Source organism: Mesorhizobium sp. WSM4810 (assembly GCF_055811235.1).
The window spans coordinates 83,003-101,845 of record NZ_JBVVQV010000016.1 but is presented as its reverse complement, the minus strand read 5'-3'; the positions used below and the strand labels follow the sequence as shown (position 1 = coordinate 101,845).

The window sequence follows — 18,843 nt, the reverse complement described above, 5'->3', positions numbered from 1 at the left end:
TCATCGGGCTGATCGACGATCGTAGCGAACCCGAGGAGGGTCGACAGACTCCTGCACGTGCTGTCGGACCAGCGACAAAGCTTTTGACGACGACGATTGGAACGAACTCGGAGTGCGACGTGAAGCAAGCCATGCAATCGATCGAGGGGGCACTATCCCGATGGAACCGCAAAGAGGCCGAGGCTATCCACGGGATGCCGTTCAATGACCTGCTCTTCCTGGCTCAGACAATCCACCGCCAGAACTTCGATCGCAACCGGGTGCAGCTGTCGCGGCTGCTCAGCATCAAGACCGGCGGATGCCCGGAGGATTGCGGCTATTGCAGCCAGTCTACGCATAACAAAACCGGCCTGAAGGCATCCAAGCTGATGGAGGTGGAGCGTGTCATTGCCGAAGCGATCAAGGCGCGGGACGCCGGCGCCACCCGCTATTGCATGGGCGCCGCATGGCGCAGTCCGAAGGAACGCGACATGGGTTCCGTGGTCGCCATGATCGAGGGCGTGAAGGCGCTCGGCATGGAGACCTGCATGACGATTGGAATGCTGGACCTCAGTCAGGCGCAGCGCCTGAAGGCGGCTGGTCTCGACTACTACAACCACAACATCGACACGTCCGAGCGCTATTACGGCGAGGTTGTTTCAACCAGGACTTTTGCCGACCGGCTGGAAACACTTGGGCACGTGCGCGAGGTTGGCATGAAGGTCTGCTGCGGCGGCATTGTCGGGATGGGAGAGGAAAAGGCCGATCGCATCGACATGCTGGTCACACTCGCGAACCTGCCCGAGCCGCCGGAAAGCGTGCCGATCAACATGCTCATGCCCATCGAAGGCACGCCGCTTGCCGAGGCCGAGCCCATCGATGCGATCGATTTCGTCCGCACCATTGCGCTCGCCCGGATCATGATGCCGAAGTCCTATGTAAGGCTCTCCGCCGGCAGGACGGCGATGAGCGACGAAACGCAGGCGCTGTGCTTCTTTGCCGGCGCCAATTCGATCTTTGTCGGCGACATGCTGCTGACGGCGGACAATCCGGGCGAGGACAAGGATAATCGTCTATTTAGGCGTCTCGGCATTGAGCCGATGCCAGGCGAGGCAAGATGAACGAGCCGCCGCTTGCCCGCTATGAAGCAACCTTGCAGGGTCTGGCACGCAAGGGCCGGCTGCGGACGCTGGCGCCGCGCGCCGGGCTCGACTTCTCGTCCAACGATTATCTCGGGCTTGCTGCGTCGAAGAGACTTGGCGATGCAGTCGCGGCGGCAATCGAGGGGGGCACCCCGGTCGGCGCTACCGGATCGCGGCTCCTACGCGGCAACGCGCCGGAGCATGAGGCGTTGGAGGCAGATGCGGCGGCGTTCTTCGGGGCCGAACGGGCGCTGTTCTTCGGCAGCGGCTACATCGCCAACTTCGCCCTGCTGAGCGCCCTGCCGCAGAAGGGCGACCTGCTGATCCTCGACGAACTCGCGCATGCCAGCATGCATGAAGGGGCGCGGGCTGGACGCGCCGAGTTCAGGCCGGCCACGCACAACGACATAGATGCTTTTGAGGACGCGATCAGGCGCTGGCGCGCCGAAGGTGGCATGGGGCATATCTGGATCGCAGTCGAAAGCCTGTATAGCATGGGTGGCGACTGGGCGCCGATGGAGAGCCTGGTCGGGCTTGCCGATCGGTACGAGGCATTCATAGTGGTCGACGAGGCACATGCCACCGGCGTCTGGGGACCGGACGGCCGGGGGCTGGCCGCCGCTTTCGAGGGCCGCGACAACATTGTCGCGCTCCACACATGCGGCAAGGCGCTCGGCGCATCCGGCGCACTCGTCACTGGGCCGGGAGTGCTGTGCGACTACATTGTCAACCGCTGCCGGCCCTTTATCTACGCCACCGCGCCATCGCCGCTAATGGCGGTGGCGGCGCGCGAAGCGCTCGCAATCCTGGTCGACGAGCCGACGCGCCGCGTTCAGCTGCATGAGTACATTGCCTTCGCGGGCCGCCAACTGGCCGAGCGCTGTGGCGTGGCGCGCAGCGGCTCGCAGATCCAGCCACTTGTCATTGGCGACGTCAGCCGCACCATGGTTATAGCGGCGGCACTGCAGGCCCGCGGCTTCGACATACGCGGCATTCGCCCGCCGACCGTGCCGGAGGGCACGTCGCGGCTGCGCATTTCGCTGACGCTCAATGTCGGCAAGGCTGACATTTCGGCCATGGTCGAGACGCTCGTCGAGGTGTTGGCCACGGCATGACCACGCGTATCGTCGTCACCGGAACAGACACCGGAATAGGGAAGACCGTGTTTTCGGCTGGGCTCGCCGGGCTGCTCGACGGCTTTTATTGGAAGCCGGTGCAATCGGGTCTCGATGAGGAGACCGACAGTGAGGCGGTTGAACGGCTCGCCGGCCTGCCGTCAGGGCGCGTGCTGCCGGAAGCTCACCGCTTGAAGAGCCCGCTGTCGCCGCATCGTTCAGCCGAAATTGACGGAGTCTCGATTGAGGCTGCCGATCTTGCATATCCGGTCCTGCCGACACCGCTCGTCATCGAAGGCGCTGGCGGACTGATGGTGCCGATCAACCGACAGACAAGATTTATTGACATCTTCGCTGAATGGCGGCTGCCGGTCATTCTGTGCGCCCGCACCGAGCTCGGCACGATCAACCACACTCTGCTGTCGATCGAAGCCCTGCGGGCTCGCTCCATCCCGCTGATCGGCGTCGCCTTCATCGGCGAAGAGGTAGCCGATACGCAAAGGACAATCACCGAATTCGGCGCGGTGCGTCAGCTCGGCAGGCTGCCACACCTCGTTCCGTTGACGCGCGAAACTCTGCGGAAGGCGATGTTTGCCGGCTTCGACCTCGCCAAGATTGCCGGAGGCGAATGATGTCGCGGTCGCCGGTCTGGCATCCATTCACCCAGCACGCGATCGAGCCGGCCATGCCGTCCGTTGTCCGCACGGAAGGGGCTTGGCTAGAGACGAATGACGGAAGGCATATCCTCGATGCAATCTCCTCCTGGTGGGTGGTCACCCACGGACACCGCCATCCACGGATCATGGAAGCAATCCGGAATGCGACTGAGATGCTCGACCAGGTGATCTTCGCCGGTCTCACCCATCAGCCGGCAGAGCAATTGGCCTCCGCCCTGATCGAAATAGTGCCGGCAGGCCTCGACTGGGTCTTCTATTCCGACAGCGGATCCACGTCCGTCGAAGTCGCGCTGAAGATGGCGCTCGGCTATTACCGCAACATCGGCGCGCCGCGTTCGCGCATCGTCGTCATGGAACACAGCTATCATGGCGACACGATCGGCACGATGAGCGTCGGAGCCCGCGGCGTGTTTAACGCCGCCTACGAACCCCTGCTGTTCGAGGTCGACACCATTCCGTTTCCGGCCGCAGGGCGCGAGCAGGAAACGCTGGATAGATTCGAGGCTTTCTCGCGCGACCGCCGCGCCGCCGCGCTGATCGTCGAGCCGCTGGTGCTCGGCGCCGGCGGCATGTTGATGTATCCGGCCTGGGTTCTGGCCGAATTGAAAAAGATCACTGAGGCCTCCGGCACCCTGCTGATCGCCGACGAGGTGATGACGGGCTGGGGGCGCACCGGAAGCACGTTCGCCTGCGAGCAGGCGCTGATCTCTCCGGACATACTATGCACCTCGAAGGGCTTGACCGGCGGCGCGATCCCACTGGCGGCCACACTCGCGACCGATGCCATCTTCCAGGCCCATTACTCCGAAGATCGGCAGAAGACCTTTTTCCACTCGAGCTCCTACACCGCCAATCCGATCGCTTGCGCGGCAGCACTCGCCAATGTCGAGATCTGGCGGGACGAGCCGGTGGCCGAGCGGATTGCGGCCTTGAGCGCCGGGCAGGCCCTCGGGCTTCGACGCTTTCGCAACAATGCCAACTTCACAGATTGCCGGGCGACCGGCACGATCGCAGCTCTCGATCTGCGCGCCGGCTCGGCCGGCTATCTGGCCGAGATCGGACCAAAGCTGCGCGCTTTCTTCCTCGAGCGCGGCCTGCTCGTGCGCCCGCTCGGTAATGTGCTCTATGTTCTGCCGCCCTATTGCATCACCGGAGAGGAACTCGACGGATTGTATGACGCCTTCGAAGAGGCCGGCGAACGCTTCGGTCCGAGCGCATGAGCAGATCGTCGCGCTTTCTCGGGTTTGGAGATCATGCGCCGGCCCGAAAGGTGGAGAACCAGGAAATCGAGACCCGTCTTGGACTCGAACCCGGCTGGATCGAGCGGCGCACCGGAATTCGCTCGCGCTTCTGGGCAACCGACCAGGATACGCTGTCGGGCCTTGCCGCGCACGCCGGCGACATGGCACTGGCGAATTCCGGCCTCGACCGTGGCGACATCGGCCTGCTATTACTCGCCACCTCGACGCCCGATCACCTTCTGCCGCCCAGCGCCCCGCTGGTAGCACATCGCCTGGGCTTAGGCCGCGCCGGTGCGATTGATCTCACAGGCGCCTGCGCCGGCTTCATCTATGCCCTGATGTTTGCGGACGGATTCACCCGCCTCCATGGCAAAGCGAGCCTGGTCATCGCCGCCAACATCCTCAGTCGCCGCATCAATCCAGTCGAGCGCGCAAGCGCGGTGCTGTTTGCCGATGCCGCCGGCGCCGTGGTGGTTGGTCCGTGCGAAGAGCCGGATCGGGGCATTCTCGGCGCCGCGTTGGCTTCGGACGGCTCGCGCTACGGCCTGATCCAGATTCCCGCCGGAGGAAGCAACACACCGTTCCACGGCGGCATGGACCTCGAGCAGACCCGCATGACGATCGCCAACGGCCGCGAAGTGTTCGCCAAGGCCGTGGAGATGATGTCTCGCTGCTCGCAGGACGCGCTCTCTGCTGCCCGAATGCGGTCGCAAGACATCGACAGGTTCGTGCCACACCAGGCCAATGCCCGCATTTTCGATGTGGTCGGGAGGAACCTCGGAATCGCCGATGAAGCAATCGTCAAGACGATCGCCGAGTACGGCAACTCTTCCGCCGCGACCATCCCGCTCTCGCTCTCGCTTTCGCATCGGGCGCAGCCGTTTCGGCCGGGCGAAAAGGTTCTCCTTGCGGCGGCGGGTGCCGGTCTCACCGGAGGCGCCCTCATCCTCGGAATTTAGCGGTACGACGGCCATGCACAGGATTTGTCACGAATGACACTAGCAAAACGGGCCCAATGCGAAAAAAATAGTCGCCGGCAAGCTGCATGGGCGCTGGTTCGGTGACGCGAGAGCGAAAACCCTGCAGACGATTTTCTCGAGCAGGACGATCGGCAAGGCTACCTTGCTGGGCGAGGAGTGGTTTGCGCCAGTCTAGAGAGCGGAGGTATCCAACTCCTCATTGCGATGAAGTCATCCTCGATATGTCGGCCCTTATTGGCCAACATCGTAACGGCAGTAGTGGCAGCCGTGAATTGAATAACCGGCCCCTCGAAGGCATCAACCGTCATGCAGTCCGAAAAAAATGCTCATCTGCCTGTCTCAACAACGCTGGCTCCATTTCGGAACCCGGTGTTTCGCTCGATCTGGACGGCCACACAAATATCCAGCCTCGGGTGGCTCGTGCAAACGGTGGCCATCAGTTGGCTGATGGCCACGATTTCCGCTTCGGATCTGATGGTTGCACTCGTGCAGGCCGCATCCACATTGCCGGTATTCTTCCTCTCAATTCTTGCCGGAGCCATCGCCGACAACTTCAGCCGCCGATGGGTGATGTTTGCGGGGCACTTCCTGATAGCCTTGGCATCGACGACGCTGATGATTTCGGTGGGCCTGGGATTTGTCGATCCCTGGCTCCTACTTGGATTGGGCTTTCTGGCTGGCTGCGGCTTCGCTCTGAATGATCCGGCCTGGCATGCCTCGGTCGGCGATATCTTGGACAAGCGCGACATTCCGGCCGCAGTGACGCTGATGTCTGTCGGATATAACATCATACGCAGCATAGGACCCGCTTTGGGTGGGACGATGCTGGCCTTCTTTGGGCCGCTCGCCGCTTTCGCCCTGGCCGCGCTGAGCGATCTGGTCCCTCTCGGCGCGATATGGCGTACCAAATGGAAGGTTCGCACTTCGCCTCTCCCTCGTGAGCGAATGACGATGGCAATTCATGACGGAGTGCGCTTCACGGTATTGTCCTTGGAGATCAGGGCAGCGATTGCCCGTGCAACCTTTTTCGGGCTGGCAAGCATCTCCATACTTGCGCTACTCCCACTAGTCGTCCGGGATCAGCTGAAAAGCGGCCCAATCGTCTACGGCATCTTGCTGGCCGGCTTCGGCATGGGTGCTTTCGTCGCGGGCATGAGCAATAGCTTTTTAAGGCGGATCACGTCTCAAAACAGGCTGGTATCGTTCGCCTCTGTTGCTTGTGCAGCATGTTGCCTTTCCCTTGCACTCACATCATCGGTCGCCGTGGCGGCCATTTCGCTGGCACTTGGAGGCGCGGGTTGGCTTATCACCTGGACCGGCATCGACGTGTCGGTGCAGCTGGCAAGCCCAAGGTGGGTCGTCGGCCGCACACTGTCGATATACTACGCCCTGAGCGCAGGGGGTATGGCGGCCGGCAGCTGGATCTGGGGTACTGTCGCACAGGACTACTCCTTAGCCTGGGCTCTGGAGGGCGCCGCAGGCGCTCTGTTGCTGGTTGCAGCTGCGGGTATACTGTTCCCGGTCCGTCCATGGGAAGAAGCGGATCAGGAAAGTTCGGATTTTCACCCGCCGGAGCTGGCACTCGAGTTGAAGCCGAGGAGTGGCCCCATAGTCGTCAAGGTCGAGTATCTTATAGCCGAAGAGAATATCGAGACCTTTCTGGGCTACATGCGCGCAAGGCGCCATGTTCAGAGCCGTGCCGGTGCGCGAAACTGGACACTCCAGCGAAATCTTCAAACTCCTTCGATTTGGACAGAGACATTCCGCACGCCAACCTGGATGGACTTTCTTCGCCTGAATCATCGGCTCACGGCAGCGGACAAGGAAGTCGGCCAGCGTCTCCTGGCACTGCATGATGGAGAGCGTCCTCCGCAAACAGTGCTTTCGATCGAACGAACGACTGAGGCAGCTCGTATCCGTGCCTCGACAATCTTTTCTCGTCCTCCGAGGTGACGTGATCACGAAAGCGATCGCATCGCGCATTGGGATCTGCCGCGCCGGTCGACTTGAAGCAGCGCGAAGGCCGCATCCCAGTACGCGGAGCCTATGCGTCCGGCGCTCTCTCGCGAATACCCATGCCGCCGCGGGGCTCGAGGCCGGGGGCAGGAACGGTCCGTTCTGGGCCATCTTCGATGCGGCGCGCGACGGCAAGAAGGAGGGCATCGGTTTCGAGCGCTGGTGGTCGCGCCTGCGCACAAGCCGATCAGCATCACGTTCGACGTGCGCTTCAGCAGCGCTGTGCGGCTCAGAGACTGGCAGAGGAGGATCTGACTCGCTACCGGCTGGCGCTGGGCCAGCCGGAACCAGGCCTGTTCGAAGACGGCGCTGGCGCTCGACCTTTCGGCGCCGGACATGGAGTGAGGGTGGGCGACGGAGCACCAGTCGCCTTGACGCCCTTGCAGGACGCCATCTTAACCGCGAACGGCGAGCTTTCAGGGATCATTGCTGCGCCTTTGGGCGGCTTGCCGTTCCCGATGTTCGAACGCGTCGGTGAAGCTATCGAGTTCTTGGGGGGTCATCCCAAGCGCCCGCCCCTCCTCCCGCCATGACGCGACCGCCTTTTCGACTTCTGCGAGTATCGTCTTCGCTCGATCGCTCCTGATCCGGAAATAAGCGATTACCGACATCAGTGCGTCGACAGTCGCTTCGGGCCCAGTTTCTTCGGATATCCAGGTTTTCAGCTCTCGCACGCGCTCAGGGAACGGGTTGATGTCGAATGCAGGCGCCAGGCGCCATTGCCCGCGATGCACATGGAGAAAGCCGTGATTGTGGAGGTGGTCATCGACATTGGTGATAAGGATCGAGAACGCGATGCGCCGCCAAAGCTCTTCGATGTTGGCTGCTGGCTGGCTGCCGTGCTGACGAAGCACATCCACGAGTTCAGTATAGCTATGCTCGCCAACGTCCCCTGACTCTGCGCCGATCATCGTGGCGGCCGAGATATACATGAGTCGATTGCCGTTCGGAGTCCTATCGAAACGCCGTATGAGCGCGACAGGGGCGCCGTCGCTGTCGAGCAGACGTGTCTCAGCAGCATCCACGCCGGCTTTTCTGGCCAAATTCATAGCGAGCACTTCGCCTTTTGTGACAGATCGATCATCGGCAACGCTCGGAAACTTACCGATAGCGAGGCGTCCGTCATCGTCGACGACAGAGCATTTCGGACGAAGGCCCCCAAGAGACGTGCCACGTCCACGCAAATAGGCGAGATCCGTTGCCGTCTCGGTGTTCGTCTCGACGGCGTGCGTGGCTGCGAGGAGTTGACCGATTTCAATGAGCAGCGGCGTGGTGCGTCGACCCTCCTCGGTCGTTCTTTGGTAACGCCCTTCTTCGTCCTTCAACCGGAGCGCACCAATGCGGCTCATGTCGTCCACTGCCAAGAGGTAATCCATCGCGTTCAGAGGCCGCGTTTCGGCGACATTTCCCGCCCGGCGCACCTCTTGGCGACGCTTGGCGTGGTCGCGCTGGATGACACGCCGGCCCCATCCGTCCGGCTCCGTGTCGGCGATCGCGTTGTGGAACACGGATCCGTCGCCGGTCTTTCGATGGAATTGAGGGCCAGTAACGAGTGGCAGACCGGGTTCGATCGAGAAGCCTTCCGCTGCTCTCAGCCAACCTCCATCATATTCAAAGGCAGCGCTCTCGCGCGCACCCTGCTGATCATAGCGCAACGTACCCAGTGGCATCGCTTCTTCGCCAATGTGAACAGCAATAGAACGTCTCATATTGCACCCGGTGGCTTCCGCACCCTTACCCTCTTGGGCAAACGTTCGGCGTCGAGGAGCAGGCCTTGCTCATCGCGATGTGCGTCGATGATCTGCGCCAAAGCCTCATCAAAGCCCAAAACGAAAAAGGTCATGGCGTAGGCCCCCATAGCGACAGTCGGGTCTCCTTTTTCGATCTTCAGATAGGTGCTCTTTGCGACACCCAGTCGTTCCGCCATCATCATCACGGTCAGGCTGCGCTTCTTACGGGCGAGCGCAATGTCGGCGCCGAGCTTGCCAAGCGCCCTCTTGACTCTGGGAGGCAATGTATCTGTCACTGTTGAGCGCATGTTTGTCTCATACAAACGACCTTAACTCATTCTAGGGTGCTTATATAAGACCTAAACCGTGATCTGTCGAGAGTTGGCCTGTTTGACCGATCGACAAGGCGGTGGCCCTGCAACCAACCACACTACTCTCGTGAGCATGCATCCATCCGATCCGCAATGGGCGCTAGGTGAGTCGCACGGGGGTGTGAACGATTGCGCCGCTGCAAAACGAAACGGGCCATCCTTGGCACGATCCAGATGTGTGCTGCAGCGGGGCTCCCGCCTGACGTACCGAGCGGCGCCGCCGCATGCTGTCTCGACCCGAGCTTCACAACAAACAGGTGCTGTCGGTATCGAACGAAAGTGTCACATATCGAACATACGAGCCTGTCCCAAAACGTCTGCTCGGTGCTCAGCCTGACCCCCAAAAAGCAAAAAGAAGGGAGCGCGACGAAGTTGCGCCGGCCAATTCAAGTGTCAGCGCGGAGCTACCTCTTCAGGATGGCACGTCGCTTGCTGCTCCGCATCGAACGCCGACGGCCAACCCACAAATAACGGAGATGAATATTGGTTCAGAAATGCTGAACCCCCGGTGTACTGAAAGAATTTGAGGAACGGTTGTGGGAAGCGCGGCAAGGCAATAGGCGATTTTGCCTTTCTTGGATCCGGACGGAGGTCGAATCTCACCTCGTTCGGGCAGTTGGTAGCCAACCACAGTTGTTTCTTCCATAAATCGAACTGCGATAAAGCACAGTACAAGTATCACTTGGCTTACTCACACCGGAACTCCTCTAGTCAACTTAGTATCGCGCATTCCTCAAAGAGGAGCGAGATGCACATGTTTTTGGTCCTGGGATAGGCCGCCGGTTCGCCCTTTGACGCGTCCGCCTTTTATTCTTTGAACTGGAGATTCAGAATGAACGTAAGCAGCCTTCTTCTCGGCTCAGTTGCGGCCCTGATCTCCGTTTCCGTCGCTCGCGCGACGGACGAAGTCTCCGCGCCGGCTCCGACCGAATACGTCAAGATCTGCGACGTCTACGGTTCGGGCTACTTCCATATCCCCGACACCGAGACCTGCGTGCGCATCGGCGGCTACATCCGTTACGACGTCGGCCTCAGCGATGTCCGATCGTATGACGGGATAAGAACCTCCGATGTGAGAACTGGCGAGGCTCAGGGCACCTGGCGAAACAACACGCGTTTCACGTTCAAAACTTGGACGCGCCAGGAGACCGAACTAGGCGCACTGAAGACCTATACTGAAACTCGCGTGAACTTCGGCAACCACAACGCTTATCCGGGTCCGGAAAGCCCTCACAACTATATCTTCAACAGCGGCGTCAAGTTGACTTCCGCCTGGATCCAGCTTGGTGGCCTCCGAGTTGGCAAGGACGATTCGGCCTTCGACACGTTTACAGGCTACGCCGGAAACGTGCTCAATAACGTACTCGTTCCGTACGGCGATTTCGATACCAACGTGGCTCAGTATTACTTCGATGCCGATAACGGCTTTTCGGCTCTGGTTTCACTTGAACAAGGGTCGGGTGTACTCCGTACTATCGACAGCCATGTTCCGCACGTCGTCTTCGGCGTGAAACAGACGCAGGGCTGGGGCGCGATCACCGGCGTAATCGCTCGTGACAGCGACTACGAAGCTTTGGCCGGCAAGCTCCGAGTCGATGTCAATGTCACAGATGACCTGTCGCTATTCGGAATGTTCGGCTACGGCTCCATTGGCAATCTCAACGATGACCCAACCAACGCGGTCGCCGCTCACGGTCGCGGCATCTACAAAATTTGGAGCGGCAATTGGGCTTTCTGGGCGGGCGCCACTTACACGTTAAACGAGAAAACTTCGTTCAACCTTCAGGTCTCGGGTGATCAGCTCAGGGACTCAGGACTGGCTGCAAACGTCGCCTATATGGTCATTCCAGGTTTCACAGTCACAGCCGAAGTCGATTATGCCCATTACGCCAAGTTCGCTGCCGTCGACCGTTCCGGAATGAACCCGGCTCATGTCGGCAAAAGGAACAGCCTCGGCGGCGTGCTGCGATTCCAAAGCTCGTTCTAACGGAGCGAACCTGAATGTCGGAGGCCCGACTGGAGGCCTCGGTGTCTGGCTTTACGATGTTCAAGATGTGGTTCCGGACGATCATGCCCGGACATTGGTTGCCGGACTTCATAGCCTGATCAGCGAGGCTTCCATAGAGCGCTTAGCAATTCCACTGAATAACTCGTCCAGGACATGTCTCTCGGCCCCATCTGCATCCCTGTTGTGCTACCCTCATTGCGATGAGCGCTCGAGATCGAGAGCTTCGGAGGCACGGCAAGAACGGCTGAGAAATGCCTGGAAGCTTCGTCCAGGCATTCGTCAAGTTTCCTCAGTGGTTCAGAACGACCGTCATTGCAAAATCAGTTCGGTTCAGTAAGATTCTTGTTCTGTTTGGGTCATCTTGAAGGATTAGTGTCTGAGTCGCAGCGGACCGTCCAGAGGCGCGCAAGCCTTTGGTCCTGATCGAACGGAACGCGTGACAGCATAAGCTCGATCTTTAGTCCACGGTGGTGCTACGTTGCCTAGTTCTCCGGCGCGTGATTTGACGCCGAGATATGGCGGATCGAGCCGGCGTCCTCAGCAGCACCGCAAATTGTGCGTGATTGCATCCATGTCGTGGATGTTCTTTATCGAAGCAATCGATTTTTCTGGCTGTCCGATGATGAATATGAAGCGTCACTTGGCGTGGTGGGCGCCATCGGAGTAGTTGCATGGAATGTTTGTCCAGTGTGGCCCGGGTGCCGAGGCGATCTCCGGTGAGGTCGACCATGTGATCAGCAATCGAACGGCAATCGGCGGTCGTGGAGACAATGAGCACGGATTCAGCCAGATAGCTGGGACCATCTACCTGATTATAGCTGCTACAAACCGCATGTGGTCGGCGAGCACGGCTCAGCTGAGGCCCCTGCCGCCGTGAGGGGTCGAAGCACCGCCTGCGAGCTATATTCATCTGCTTCCAAGATCGTGAGGATGTGCTCCGCGTCGCGGAGGCTTTGGGAGCTCATCTCGTCCTGGAAGCGGACCAAGACCAAGTTTGGCAACGGTGTTAAACCGTCCTCATAAGGGGAGAGGTAGGCGTGGCTTTCCTGTTCCAGCAAAATCCGGCCGCATACCGAACCTATAAGGAGCTGGAATTCAGGTCGGACCTTCGCAAGGCGTGCACCACGGATCAAACGCCGTTTCCTTGGGGAACATGGCTCGGTTCCGACAAAGCAATTGTAATCGCCCTAGCTGCCTCGATTGCGCTCTTGGTCGGGACGCAGGGGCCCCAGATCAACGACGCGGTCCTAAGCCAGCTGCGAACGATTCAGATCAACGATGCATTGCTCGGGCGCGACGTCGCCCGCGCTCGGACCGATATGGCATTGGACTACCGTTCGGTTGCTTCTACCGGACAGGCATTGCAAAGGAATCGTGAATACTTGCAACGCCCTCTCGACGTTTCGCCCGATGAGAGCTCCGGGCAATCCAAATTGCTCGCGCAGCTCATAAACTCGATCGAAAACAAAGAGGCTGCCATCTCAGCCTTGATCAAGCAAAATCAGCTTATGCAAAGCTCTCTCGCAGATCTTGCTCGCTCGATTGGTCGCCTCGGGGGGGCACCCTTGGGCAGGGTTGAACTTTCGAAGCTGATCGTGTTTTCGGCTGAACCGGGGCTCACCCTCGCATCACAGATGGATCAGCCTCTCGACCGATTTGCTCCGAACCAGGCCCGAGCTGCCGCGGATGCTTTGGGTAATTTCCTGTCTTCTTTATGGAGGTTGGACGAAGCTGCCAATCAGATCGCATCCCTCGACACGTTCTCCATGGCAGCCGAACTGGAGCGAGAGCATCTGAAAGGCTACAGCTTGGCCAACGCGCAAGCGCAGCGTACGCGACTTTTCTTTGGCTTGGTGTCCATATGCCTTTGCTTGCTTGCGATCACTCGGTCCTCCAGGCAGCATCTGCGGACGAACCGGTTGAAAAGGCGGTTGGAGCTTGAAGAGGCGTTGAATGAGATCGAAGCTCGCTTCAACGATAGTAAAGCAAAGAACGCCTCGGCGCGCTTTTCCGCCGAAGCAGCGCTTAGACTCGTTCAACGCGTTTTCGATGCGGATCAATGCGCGCTTGCTCTGGTGGATCCGAGTCTCAGCAGGCATACCGAGTGCTTTATGGCCAACACGTGCATACCCGTCTGGAACGTCGCGCATATTGATCAAGTCGTTTCACTTGTCCGCCCCGGACGGCCAGTGTTTCGCGTCATTCCGGCGGCGGAAATGGTTCGGACCGCCATAGGCACTTCCGGTGTGTGTCAAATTGTTGGATGCCGGGCCTCCGATCAGCAGGCTGTGGTTTGCATCCTTGTTTTTGAAGGAGATCGCTCACTCCCCTCAGCAGACGACCTCCGGGTTCTTGCCAGTGCTATTGTGCGTTTAAGCAACCATCTTGAAATGCAACGTGTAAATGCGGAATGCGACCTTCTGGTGAGTCGATGGGAGCATGTGGAAAGGCTGAGGACTGTCGGCACAATCGCAAGCGGCGCCACACACGAATTCAACAATATTTTAGGAGCAATAATTGGATACTCAGAGATTGCCCAAAGTCTTGTGCGTCGTCCCTCAAGACTTCGTAACCACATCGATCAAATCATCTTAGCTGGACACCGAGCCAAGCTGATCGTTGACCAGATTTTGTCACTCAGCCGAAACCGACAGCGCGTGGCAGTGCCTTTCAATGTCTCTGAAATTCTTATGGATCTTGCGCCATTGCTGCGGGTCACAGTTCGTGCGGATGTTCAGTTGAACTTCAAGATCAACGAGTGGCAAACGGTGGTCGAGGGCAGCCCAACCGAGATACAGCAGATTCTCATGAACCTGTGCAAGAACGCGTCGGAGGCTGTCTTGAACGAGGGCCGTGTCGAGGTTAGCGTTTCTCGCGCCCAGGTGTGCCAAACCAAGCCGCTGGCTCAGGGAACCTTGAGACCTGGAGATTACGTTCTCATCTCCATCAGCGACAATGGCCCAGGAATCGCAAGTTCGATACTTCCGCATGTCTTTGAGCCCTTTTTTACCACGCGCTCTTGCGTCGGCGGGACCGGGCTGGGTCTTGCCGCGGTTGACAGGCACGTGAGCGCGCTCGCAGGATGCCTTGACGTCACCTCGGCTGTTGGCCGAGGTACGCGCTTTGATATTTACTTACCGGCCTCCGAGGAGGAGCCAGTCAGCGCTGACATCGCTTTCGGTCCCTGCGAGGGATCACTCGGCAACGGAGAAATCATTGCAGTCGTGGAGCCCGATCCAGCAGAGTTGGAGATCTACAAGGACAAGGTCGCCGCGCTGGGTTATAAGCCGGTCGGCTTCGCGACCTTCGAAAGTCTTTGCGGCTGGATCGAGAGCGGGAAAGCAGCTGACCTGCTAATCTTGGGTAAAATGCCTTTCCTCGAGCGAGGACAGGCCGAATCCGTATGCCCCACCCTCATGACGGTGCCTGTCATAGTCGTCGGTGAAATCGACCCCATGCCGGTCACATCTGATAATCAGGCCTTCGTCCTTTGGCTAGCGAAGCCGGTCTCGTCCAGGACAATGGAGCATGCAATTCGTACAATGATGATGGCATGATGCCGCCGGCTCGCTCGGGCCTCAAGCAATCCGGGAAGGCCTCTCAAAAGACATCGAAGCAGAATAAAATGACGCGTCACATCACCGACTTATCGATCCCGAGACGTTGTTTCAACCTTAGTGCTTGTTGAGAAGGTCGGCTACTGTCTCTCCCCGTCGCCGGGCATCAGCGGCGAGCCATACTTCTCCCACCTCATACACTTCGCCTTGGGTACTGAACGGGACAATGACGTCAACGGCAGCCGACAGCATGTCAAGAAGCGTGCGGTCTTCCACAGCGGCTCCTTGCGCGCTGCTCTTGACGAGTGAAAAGAGCTTCTTGAAGCCTTGGACCGGATCAGCCCCGTGGATGGTTGATATTGATCCCGCATGGCCGGAGACGACTTCGCTAAGGTAAGCCCAAGCAGCATCATCGCGCATCTCGCCGAGCAATATTCGATCAGGGCGCATGCGCAAGCTGGCCTGCAACAGTTGCTCGGCTGTCACCGCACCTAAGCCTGTTCGGTCCTTCGGATAGAGTAACCGGACATGATTCTCGTGCGGGATTGCAAGCTCGAGCGTGTCCTCGATACTGATCAACCTCTCTTGGGGGGGTATAGCATCGATCAAAGTCTTGCTCATTGTCGTTTTGCCGCTTCCAGTAGGTCCGCAAAGCAGCATCGTGAGCCGCCCGCAGACGCAGGCCCGCAAAAATTGCTCCAAGTCACCATGGTCGTAGTGCTGAAGAATCGTTTCGTCCTGCCGCTCCTGGCGCTCTTTTCGTGACCGCCATTGATTCCAACGCGAGTGTTCGTAGCGAGAAGAAACTTCCTTGAGTTCAGTCACACGACTTGAGGGACGCCGTATCGTCAGGCTTATTGTTCCTGAGGGAACGGCGGGCGGCAAACAGATCTGCAACCGCTCTCCGTTCGGCAGCTCAGTCGCACAGAGGGGGCTTTGCGGTCCGACATCTTGCTTGCGCAGCGCTCCAGCGAGGATCGCGATGTCCTCCAGATCGTCATAAGACAGCGGCAGCGGATGTTTCGTGAAAACGCCGGCCTGTCGGACAAAGGCTTCCCCAGGCCGGTTGATAGCGACCTCTTCGGTCCTTGGCTCCTCAAGCCATTTCAGAACGGGCTCGAGAAGCAAACGCAATTGAGGATCAGCCTCCGATTGCATTGTTGTCTCTCCGGCGTTTGCGATATTGGGGGGCTGGCGCCACGGCAGTCGCTCTAAGATCGTATACATCTGAGAAATCGAGGTCCCGAGCCACAAAGATGGATACGGCATCTCCCTGGTTTTTCTTCAGGGTTGGCGGAACGTTGATCGTCGCTCTCAGTGTCGTCTCGACGGCTTGTCCACCATTGCTCTGGAAGCTGTTGATGCCGCTTCCTCCGCCAGAGCTGGCCGCGTATTGACCGGCCGCCTGAAACGCGCCTTGGATAACGCTCATGAGCATCGCTCCGCCAAAGCGTTGCCAGAAGTGATTGTCCACCGTGCCAGGCATTCCGGAGCGGCCGAGCTCGTCAGCGCCCGGCGATGCTATCGAAACGAGGGCATGGTCAGGTGTTTCGATGCGCGTCCACAGCACGAAGACACGCGCATCCCCCTGCTGGAGACCGCGCTGGATCTCGCCAATCACGGTCGTCCCGCGATCCAAGAGCACGACATTGTTGGTGGCGCCGCGGACGTCGTTTGGTAAGACGCACTTCACATAGCCGGGTAAATTTGTGTCGACTGCCGTTTGCAAAATGCAGGGAATGATCGTTCCTTGAGTAATCACGAGATCAGGGTGCGGCATAAGTGTGGCCCGGCTCGGCTCCTGTATATCTGGCTTCAATCGGCCTGACAGATCGCCACCGTTTGAAATCTCATCCGCGGTCGCGGGAGTATCCTTATGGTTGTCTTCGCTCCGCTGACCGTCATTGGGCATTTGACTGCTGCTACTGTAGGCGAAAATTGGCGTTTCCTCGGGCGGCGGATCAGCTGGCGCCGGTGGGGGCGGCGTGGATGGCGCAGCATCTGCCGCCTGGGCCGCCTGTACGGGTGCTGGAGGTTCGGGAGCAATCTCAATTGGCACAGGGCGGAATGGCTCGGCGTTGGCGACAATTGGCGGTTTTGGCTGAGACGGATCGTCTTGTGTGCCGGGACGACCTCCGAGCCAGATGAGCGATAGAGATGAGACGAGAACAAGAGCAGCGACGGCCAACTTCTGCAATCCCGAAACATGCCGGCGGGCCGGCTCCGAGACCATCGATCCGGATGCATGGACATCATGTCCCGACTGTGGGCCGGTTTCATTCATCGGCCCGAGCCTTTCAAAACGCGCCACACGTCGGGTGTCACTGTACCGGTCACTGGCGCTCGTCCCACAGGATCATAAGCCCTGTTGAAAATGGACAAGACCGTATTGCCATCTCTCAGACGCCATTCCCGGGCGACTGCGGATACTTCAACATAGTCCCCTTTGACCGTGTAATTGGCAGCGGCTTCTTTGCCGTCGGGATTGATAACGTAGAGGGAGGGTATGCGGGAATTGCTTGCGAAGCCAAATACGGTCGTAAAGCCGTTATCGAAAACTTCCAGCGGCGCCAGCGATCGATCGCCCTTTGCGACGTAGTGGAAATTGCTTTCGTCCGGACTGGCAGTTGCGGCGGGCCGATTCAACAGATCCTGAACTCTCTCGTCTTGCAGCACTTTCGCCCGGGCCTGACCAAGAATCGAGCGCCTTTCTGCTTCCTTTCTCTGAGCAGCAGCCTCATCAGCAGGATAGGTGAACTGCACACTGTAATATAGGTCAGGTTGCTGCTCATCGAGTTTTGGCATCGCTTTCGTTGAAATACTGAAGACGTATCTCCGTGTACCGGACTCACTCTCGGCCAGCACGATGACCGGCTGCGGCGGGAGCATCCGGCTAGCCTTAAAAAAGAGATAGTTGGCGCGCGGGAGCGCAGCCAGGTCTTTGCTGTTGGAAACGGCCACGGCTGCGACGGTCTCGTTGGCCGCGAATGTGACAACCAGCGTTGCCCCCACTGCGGTCGATAGGCGCACCACTTCGTCGGGACGGTAAGCCAGGTAGCGCATTCGCGCATCATGCTTGCCGGCAAGTGGCGTGTCTTCCGCGCACGCTTCCATGGTTAGGAAAAGTGAACAGGCCAGCGCGAGAAATGCTCTTTTTGTCATGGCTGCGCATAGCCCAGGTTCGATACGCTATCTTCCGAGGCTTGATAGGACGTGACGAGTAGACCTCCCGGATTGGTGAGTCTCGATTGGCCAGGCAGACCCGTCAAGCGCTCGTAGCGGATGGTAGCTGTCCAGGTGGTCACTATCGGCATCTGCCCATCGACAACAAGCGTACGCTTGTATCGGATCTGTTGAACGTCCGGACTGATGTCGTTTGAGGAAATATGCCCGACCTCGAGCTTGCCGCGCTTGCCGACCGTGACTTGCGGCGAGGTGGGATTCGGATAGTTGAAGAAATCTTGATATTGCTGTTGCACAGCCGGTGCGCTGAAACTGGACACGAGGTCATAGCCATATTGGGCTGTATCTGCTGTGTAGCCCTCGCGCAGGCGTACATATTCCCACAGCGAAGCATTTATGACGGCTCGATCTTGGGTTGCCGGCAGTCGAGAGATTGACACTTCGCTGTCAACGGTCCCATCCGGCCGTACCCAGAGGAACACAGGTACGAGCTTGGCCAACGGGACCATGGCAGCGATGGTAAATGCCTGGGCAACATTTCCTAGGACCGCCGCTGCGGCAAAGGCTATCAGGGCCTTTGACAGGCGCCGCGCAGACTTCGCTCGTGAAGTTTGAAACGCTTCCACCTTCTTGTAGTGGGCGGCTAGCGTTTCTCTCTCCACCAGAAGGGCATGTTCAGGAAATTTCACTTGGGCTCTTCCGCACATTCGACCTGAAGATCCTCAGGGGTGGTTTCCCATTGTCCCACGTTCAGTTGGAATGGCGCACCCGTGCAGGTCGCAAGCCGATCGGTTGTCTTGCAGGCCGCCAAAGCGAGGATTGACAAAAGTAGATAAAGTTTCAT

The 18,843-nt window shown here is 59.0% G+C and carries 15 protein-coding genes; 8 read left to right on the top strand and 7 right to left on the bottom strand.

Features of this window, described 5'->3' with window-relative positions:
- The first annotated feature begins 131 nt into the window (after positions 1–131).
- The 6 genes from bioB to AC0L3O_RS22235 all read left to right on the top strand — a co-directional run bounded on the left by bioB (position 132) and on the right by AC0L3O_RS22235 (position 7,087).
- Positions 132–1,100 carry a biotin synthase BioB gene (gene bioB / locus AC0L3O_RS22260; protein ID WP_473616643.1) on the top strand — a complete coding sequence of 323 codons (969 nt, stop codon included), beginning with the start codon at positions 132–134 and terminating at the stop codon, positions 1,098–1,100.
- A complete protein-coding gene (locus AC0L3O_RS22255; protein ID WP_473616604.1) occupies positions 1,097–2,236 on the top strand; it encodes an 8-amino-7-oxononanoate synthase in 1,140 nt (379 codons plus the stop codon). The genes bioB and AC0L3O_RS22255 overlap by 4 nt, the downstream gene beginning before the upstream one ends.
- Positions 2,233–2,868, top strand: a complete 636-nt coding sequence (bioD, locus tag AC0L3O_RS22250; protein WP_473532485.1) for a dethiobiotin synthase — start codon at positions 2,233–2,235, stop codon at positions 2,866–2,868. Before AC0L3O_RS22255 ends, bioD begins: the two co-directional genes overlap by 4 nt.
- Complete coding sequence (locus AC0L3O_RS22245; protein WP_473616602.1) at positions 2,868–4,133, top strand: adenosylmethionine--8-amino-7-oxononanoate transaminase; 1,266 nt, start codon at positions 2,868–2,870, stop codon at positions 4,131–4,133. Before bioD ends, AC0L3O_RS22245 begins: the two co-directional genes overlap by 1 nt.
- Positions 4,130–5,113, top strand: a complete 984-nt coding sequence (locus AC0L3O_RS22240) for a beta-ketoacyl-ACP synthase III (protein WP_473532487.1) — start codon at positions 4,130–4,132, stop codon at positions 5,111–5,113. Before AC0L3O_RS22245 ends, AC0L3O_RS22240 begins: the two co-directional genes overlap by 4 nt.
- A gap of 327 nt (positions 5,114–5,440) precedes the next feature.
- Positions 5,441–7,087: an MFS transporter gene (locus tag AC0L3O_RS22235; RefSeq protein WP_473532488.1), complete on the top strand. Its 1,647-nt coding sequence runs from the start codon at positions 5,441–5,443 to the stop codon at positions 7,085–7,087.
- Between the two features lie 479 nt (positions 7,088–7,566).
- On the opposite strand, the gene AC0L3O_RS22230 is transcribed toward AC0L3O_RS22235, so the two are convergent.
- Positions 7,567–8,859 (bottom strand): type II toxin-antitoxin system HipA family toxin, encoded by a 1,293-nt coding sequence (locus AC0L3O_RS22230; RefSeq protein WP_473616601.1) that lies wholly within the window; start codon positions 8,857–8,859, stop codon positions 7,567–7,569.
- Positions 8,856–9,188, bottom strand: a complete 333-nt coding sequence (locus AC0L3O_RS22225) for a helix-turn-helix domain-containing protein (protein ID WP_065010596.1) — start codon at positions 9,186–9,188, stop codon at positions 8,856–8,858. Before AC0L3O_RS22225 ends, AC0L3O_RS22230 begins: the two co-directional genes overlap by 4 nt.
- Before the next feature lie 895 nt (positions 9,189–10,083).
- On the opposite strand from AC0L3O_RS22225, the gene AC0L3O_RS22220 reads away from it, so the two are divergent.
- Both AC0L3O_RS22220 and AC0L3O_RS22215 read left to right on the top strand, forming a co-directional pair.
- Positions 10,084–11,238, top strand: a complete 1,155-nt coding sequence (locus tag AC0L3O_RS22220) for a porin (RefSeq protein WP_473616600.1) — start codon at positions 10,084–10,086, stop codon at positions 11,236–11,238.
- Between the two features lie 1,058 nt (positions 11,239–12,296).
- Entirely contained in the window at positions 12,297–14,816 is a 2,520-nt protein-coding gene (locus AC0L3O_RS22215) for a two-component system VirA-like sensor kinase (protein ID WP_473616598.1), read from the top strand.
- Between the two features lie 117 nt (positions 14,817–14,933).
- On the opposite strand, the gene virB11 is transcribed toward AC0L3O_RS22215, so the two are convergent.
- The 5 genes from virB11 to AC0L3O_RS22190 are packed head-to-tail and all read right to left on the bottom strand — an operon-like array spanning position 14,934 to position 18,843.
- Complete coding sequence (gene virB11 / locus AC0L3O_RS22210) at positions 14,934–15,974, bottom strand: P-type DNA transfer ATPase VirB11 (RefSeq protein ID WP_065010592.1); 1,041 nt, start codon at positions 15,972–15,974, stop codon at positions 14,934–14,936.
- Positions 15,958–17,100 carry a type IV secretion system protein VirB10 gene (virB10, locus tag AC0L3O_RS22205; RefSeq protein WP_473616597.1) on the bottom strand — a complete coding sequence of 381 codons (1,143 nt, stop codon included), beginning with the start codon at positions 17,098–17,100 and terminating at the stop codon, positions 15,958–15,960. Before virB10 ends, virB11 begins: the two co-directional genes overlap by 17 nt.
- Positions 17,097–17,978, bottom strand: coding sequence for a TrbG/VirB9 family P-type conjugative transfer protein (locus AC0L3O_RS22200; protein WP_065010590.1), 882 nt, complete (start codon positions 17,976–17,978; stop codon positions 17,097–17,099). Before AC0L3O_RS22200 ends, virB10 begins: the two co-directional genes overlap by 4 nt.
- A complete protein-coding gene (locus tag AC0L3O_RS22195) occupies positions 17,975–18,688 on the bottom strand; it encodes a type IV secretion system protein VirB8 (RefSeq protein ID WP_473616595.1) in 714 nt (237 codons plus the stop codon). Before AC0L3O_RS22195 ends, AC0L3O_RS22200 begins: the two co-directional genes overlap by 4 nt.
- Positions 18,685–18,843, bottom strand: a complete 159-nt coding sequence (locus AC0L3O_RS22190) for a type IV secretion system lipoprotein VirB7 (protein ID WP_082982598.1) — start codon at positions 18,841–18,843, stop codon at positions 18,685–18,687. Before AC0L3O_RS22190 ends, AC0L3O_RS22195 begins: the two co-directional genes overlap by 4 nt.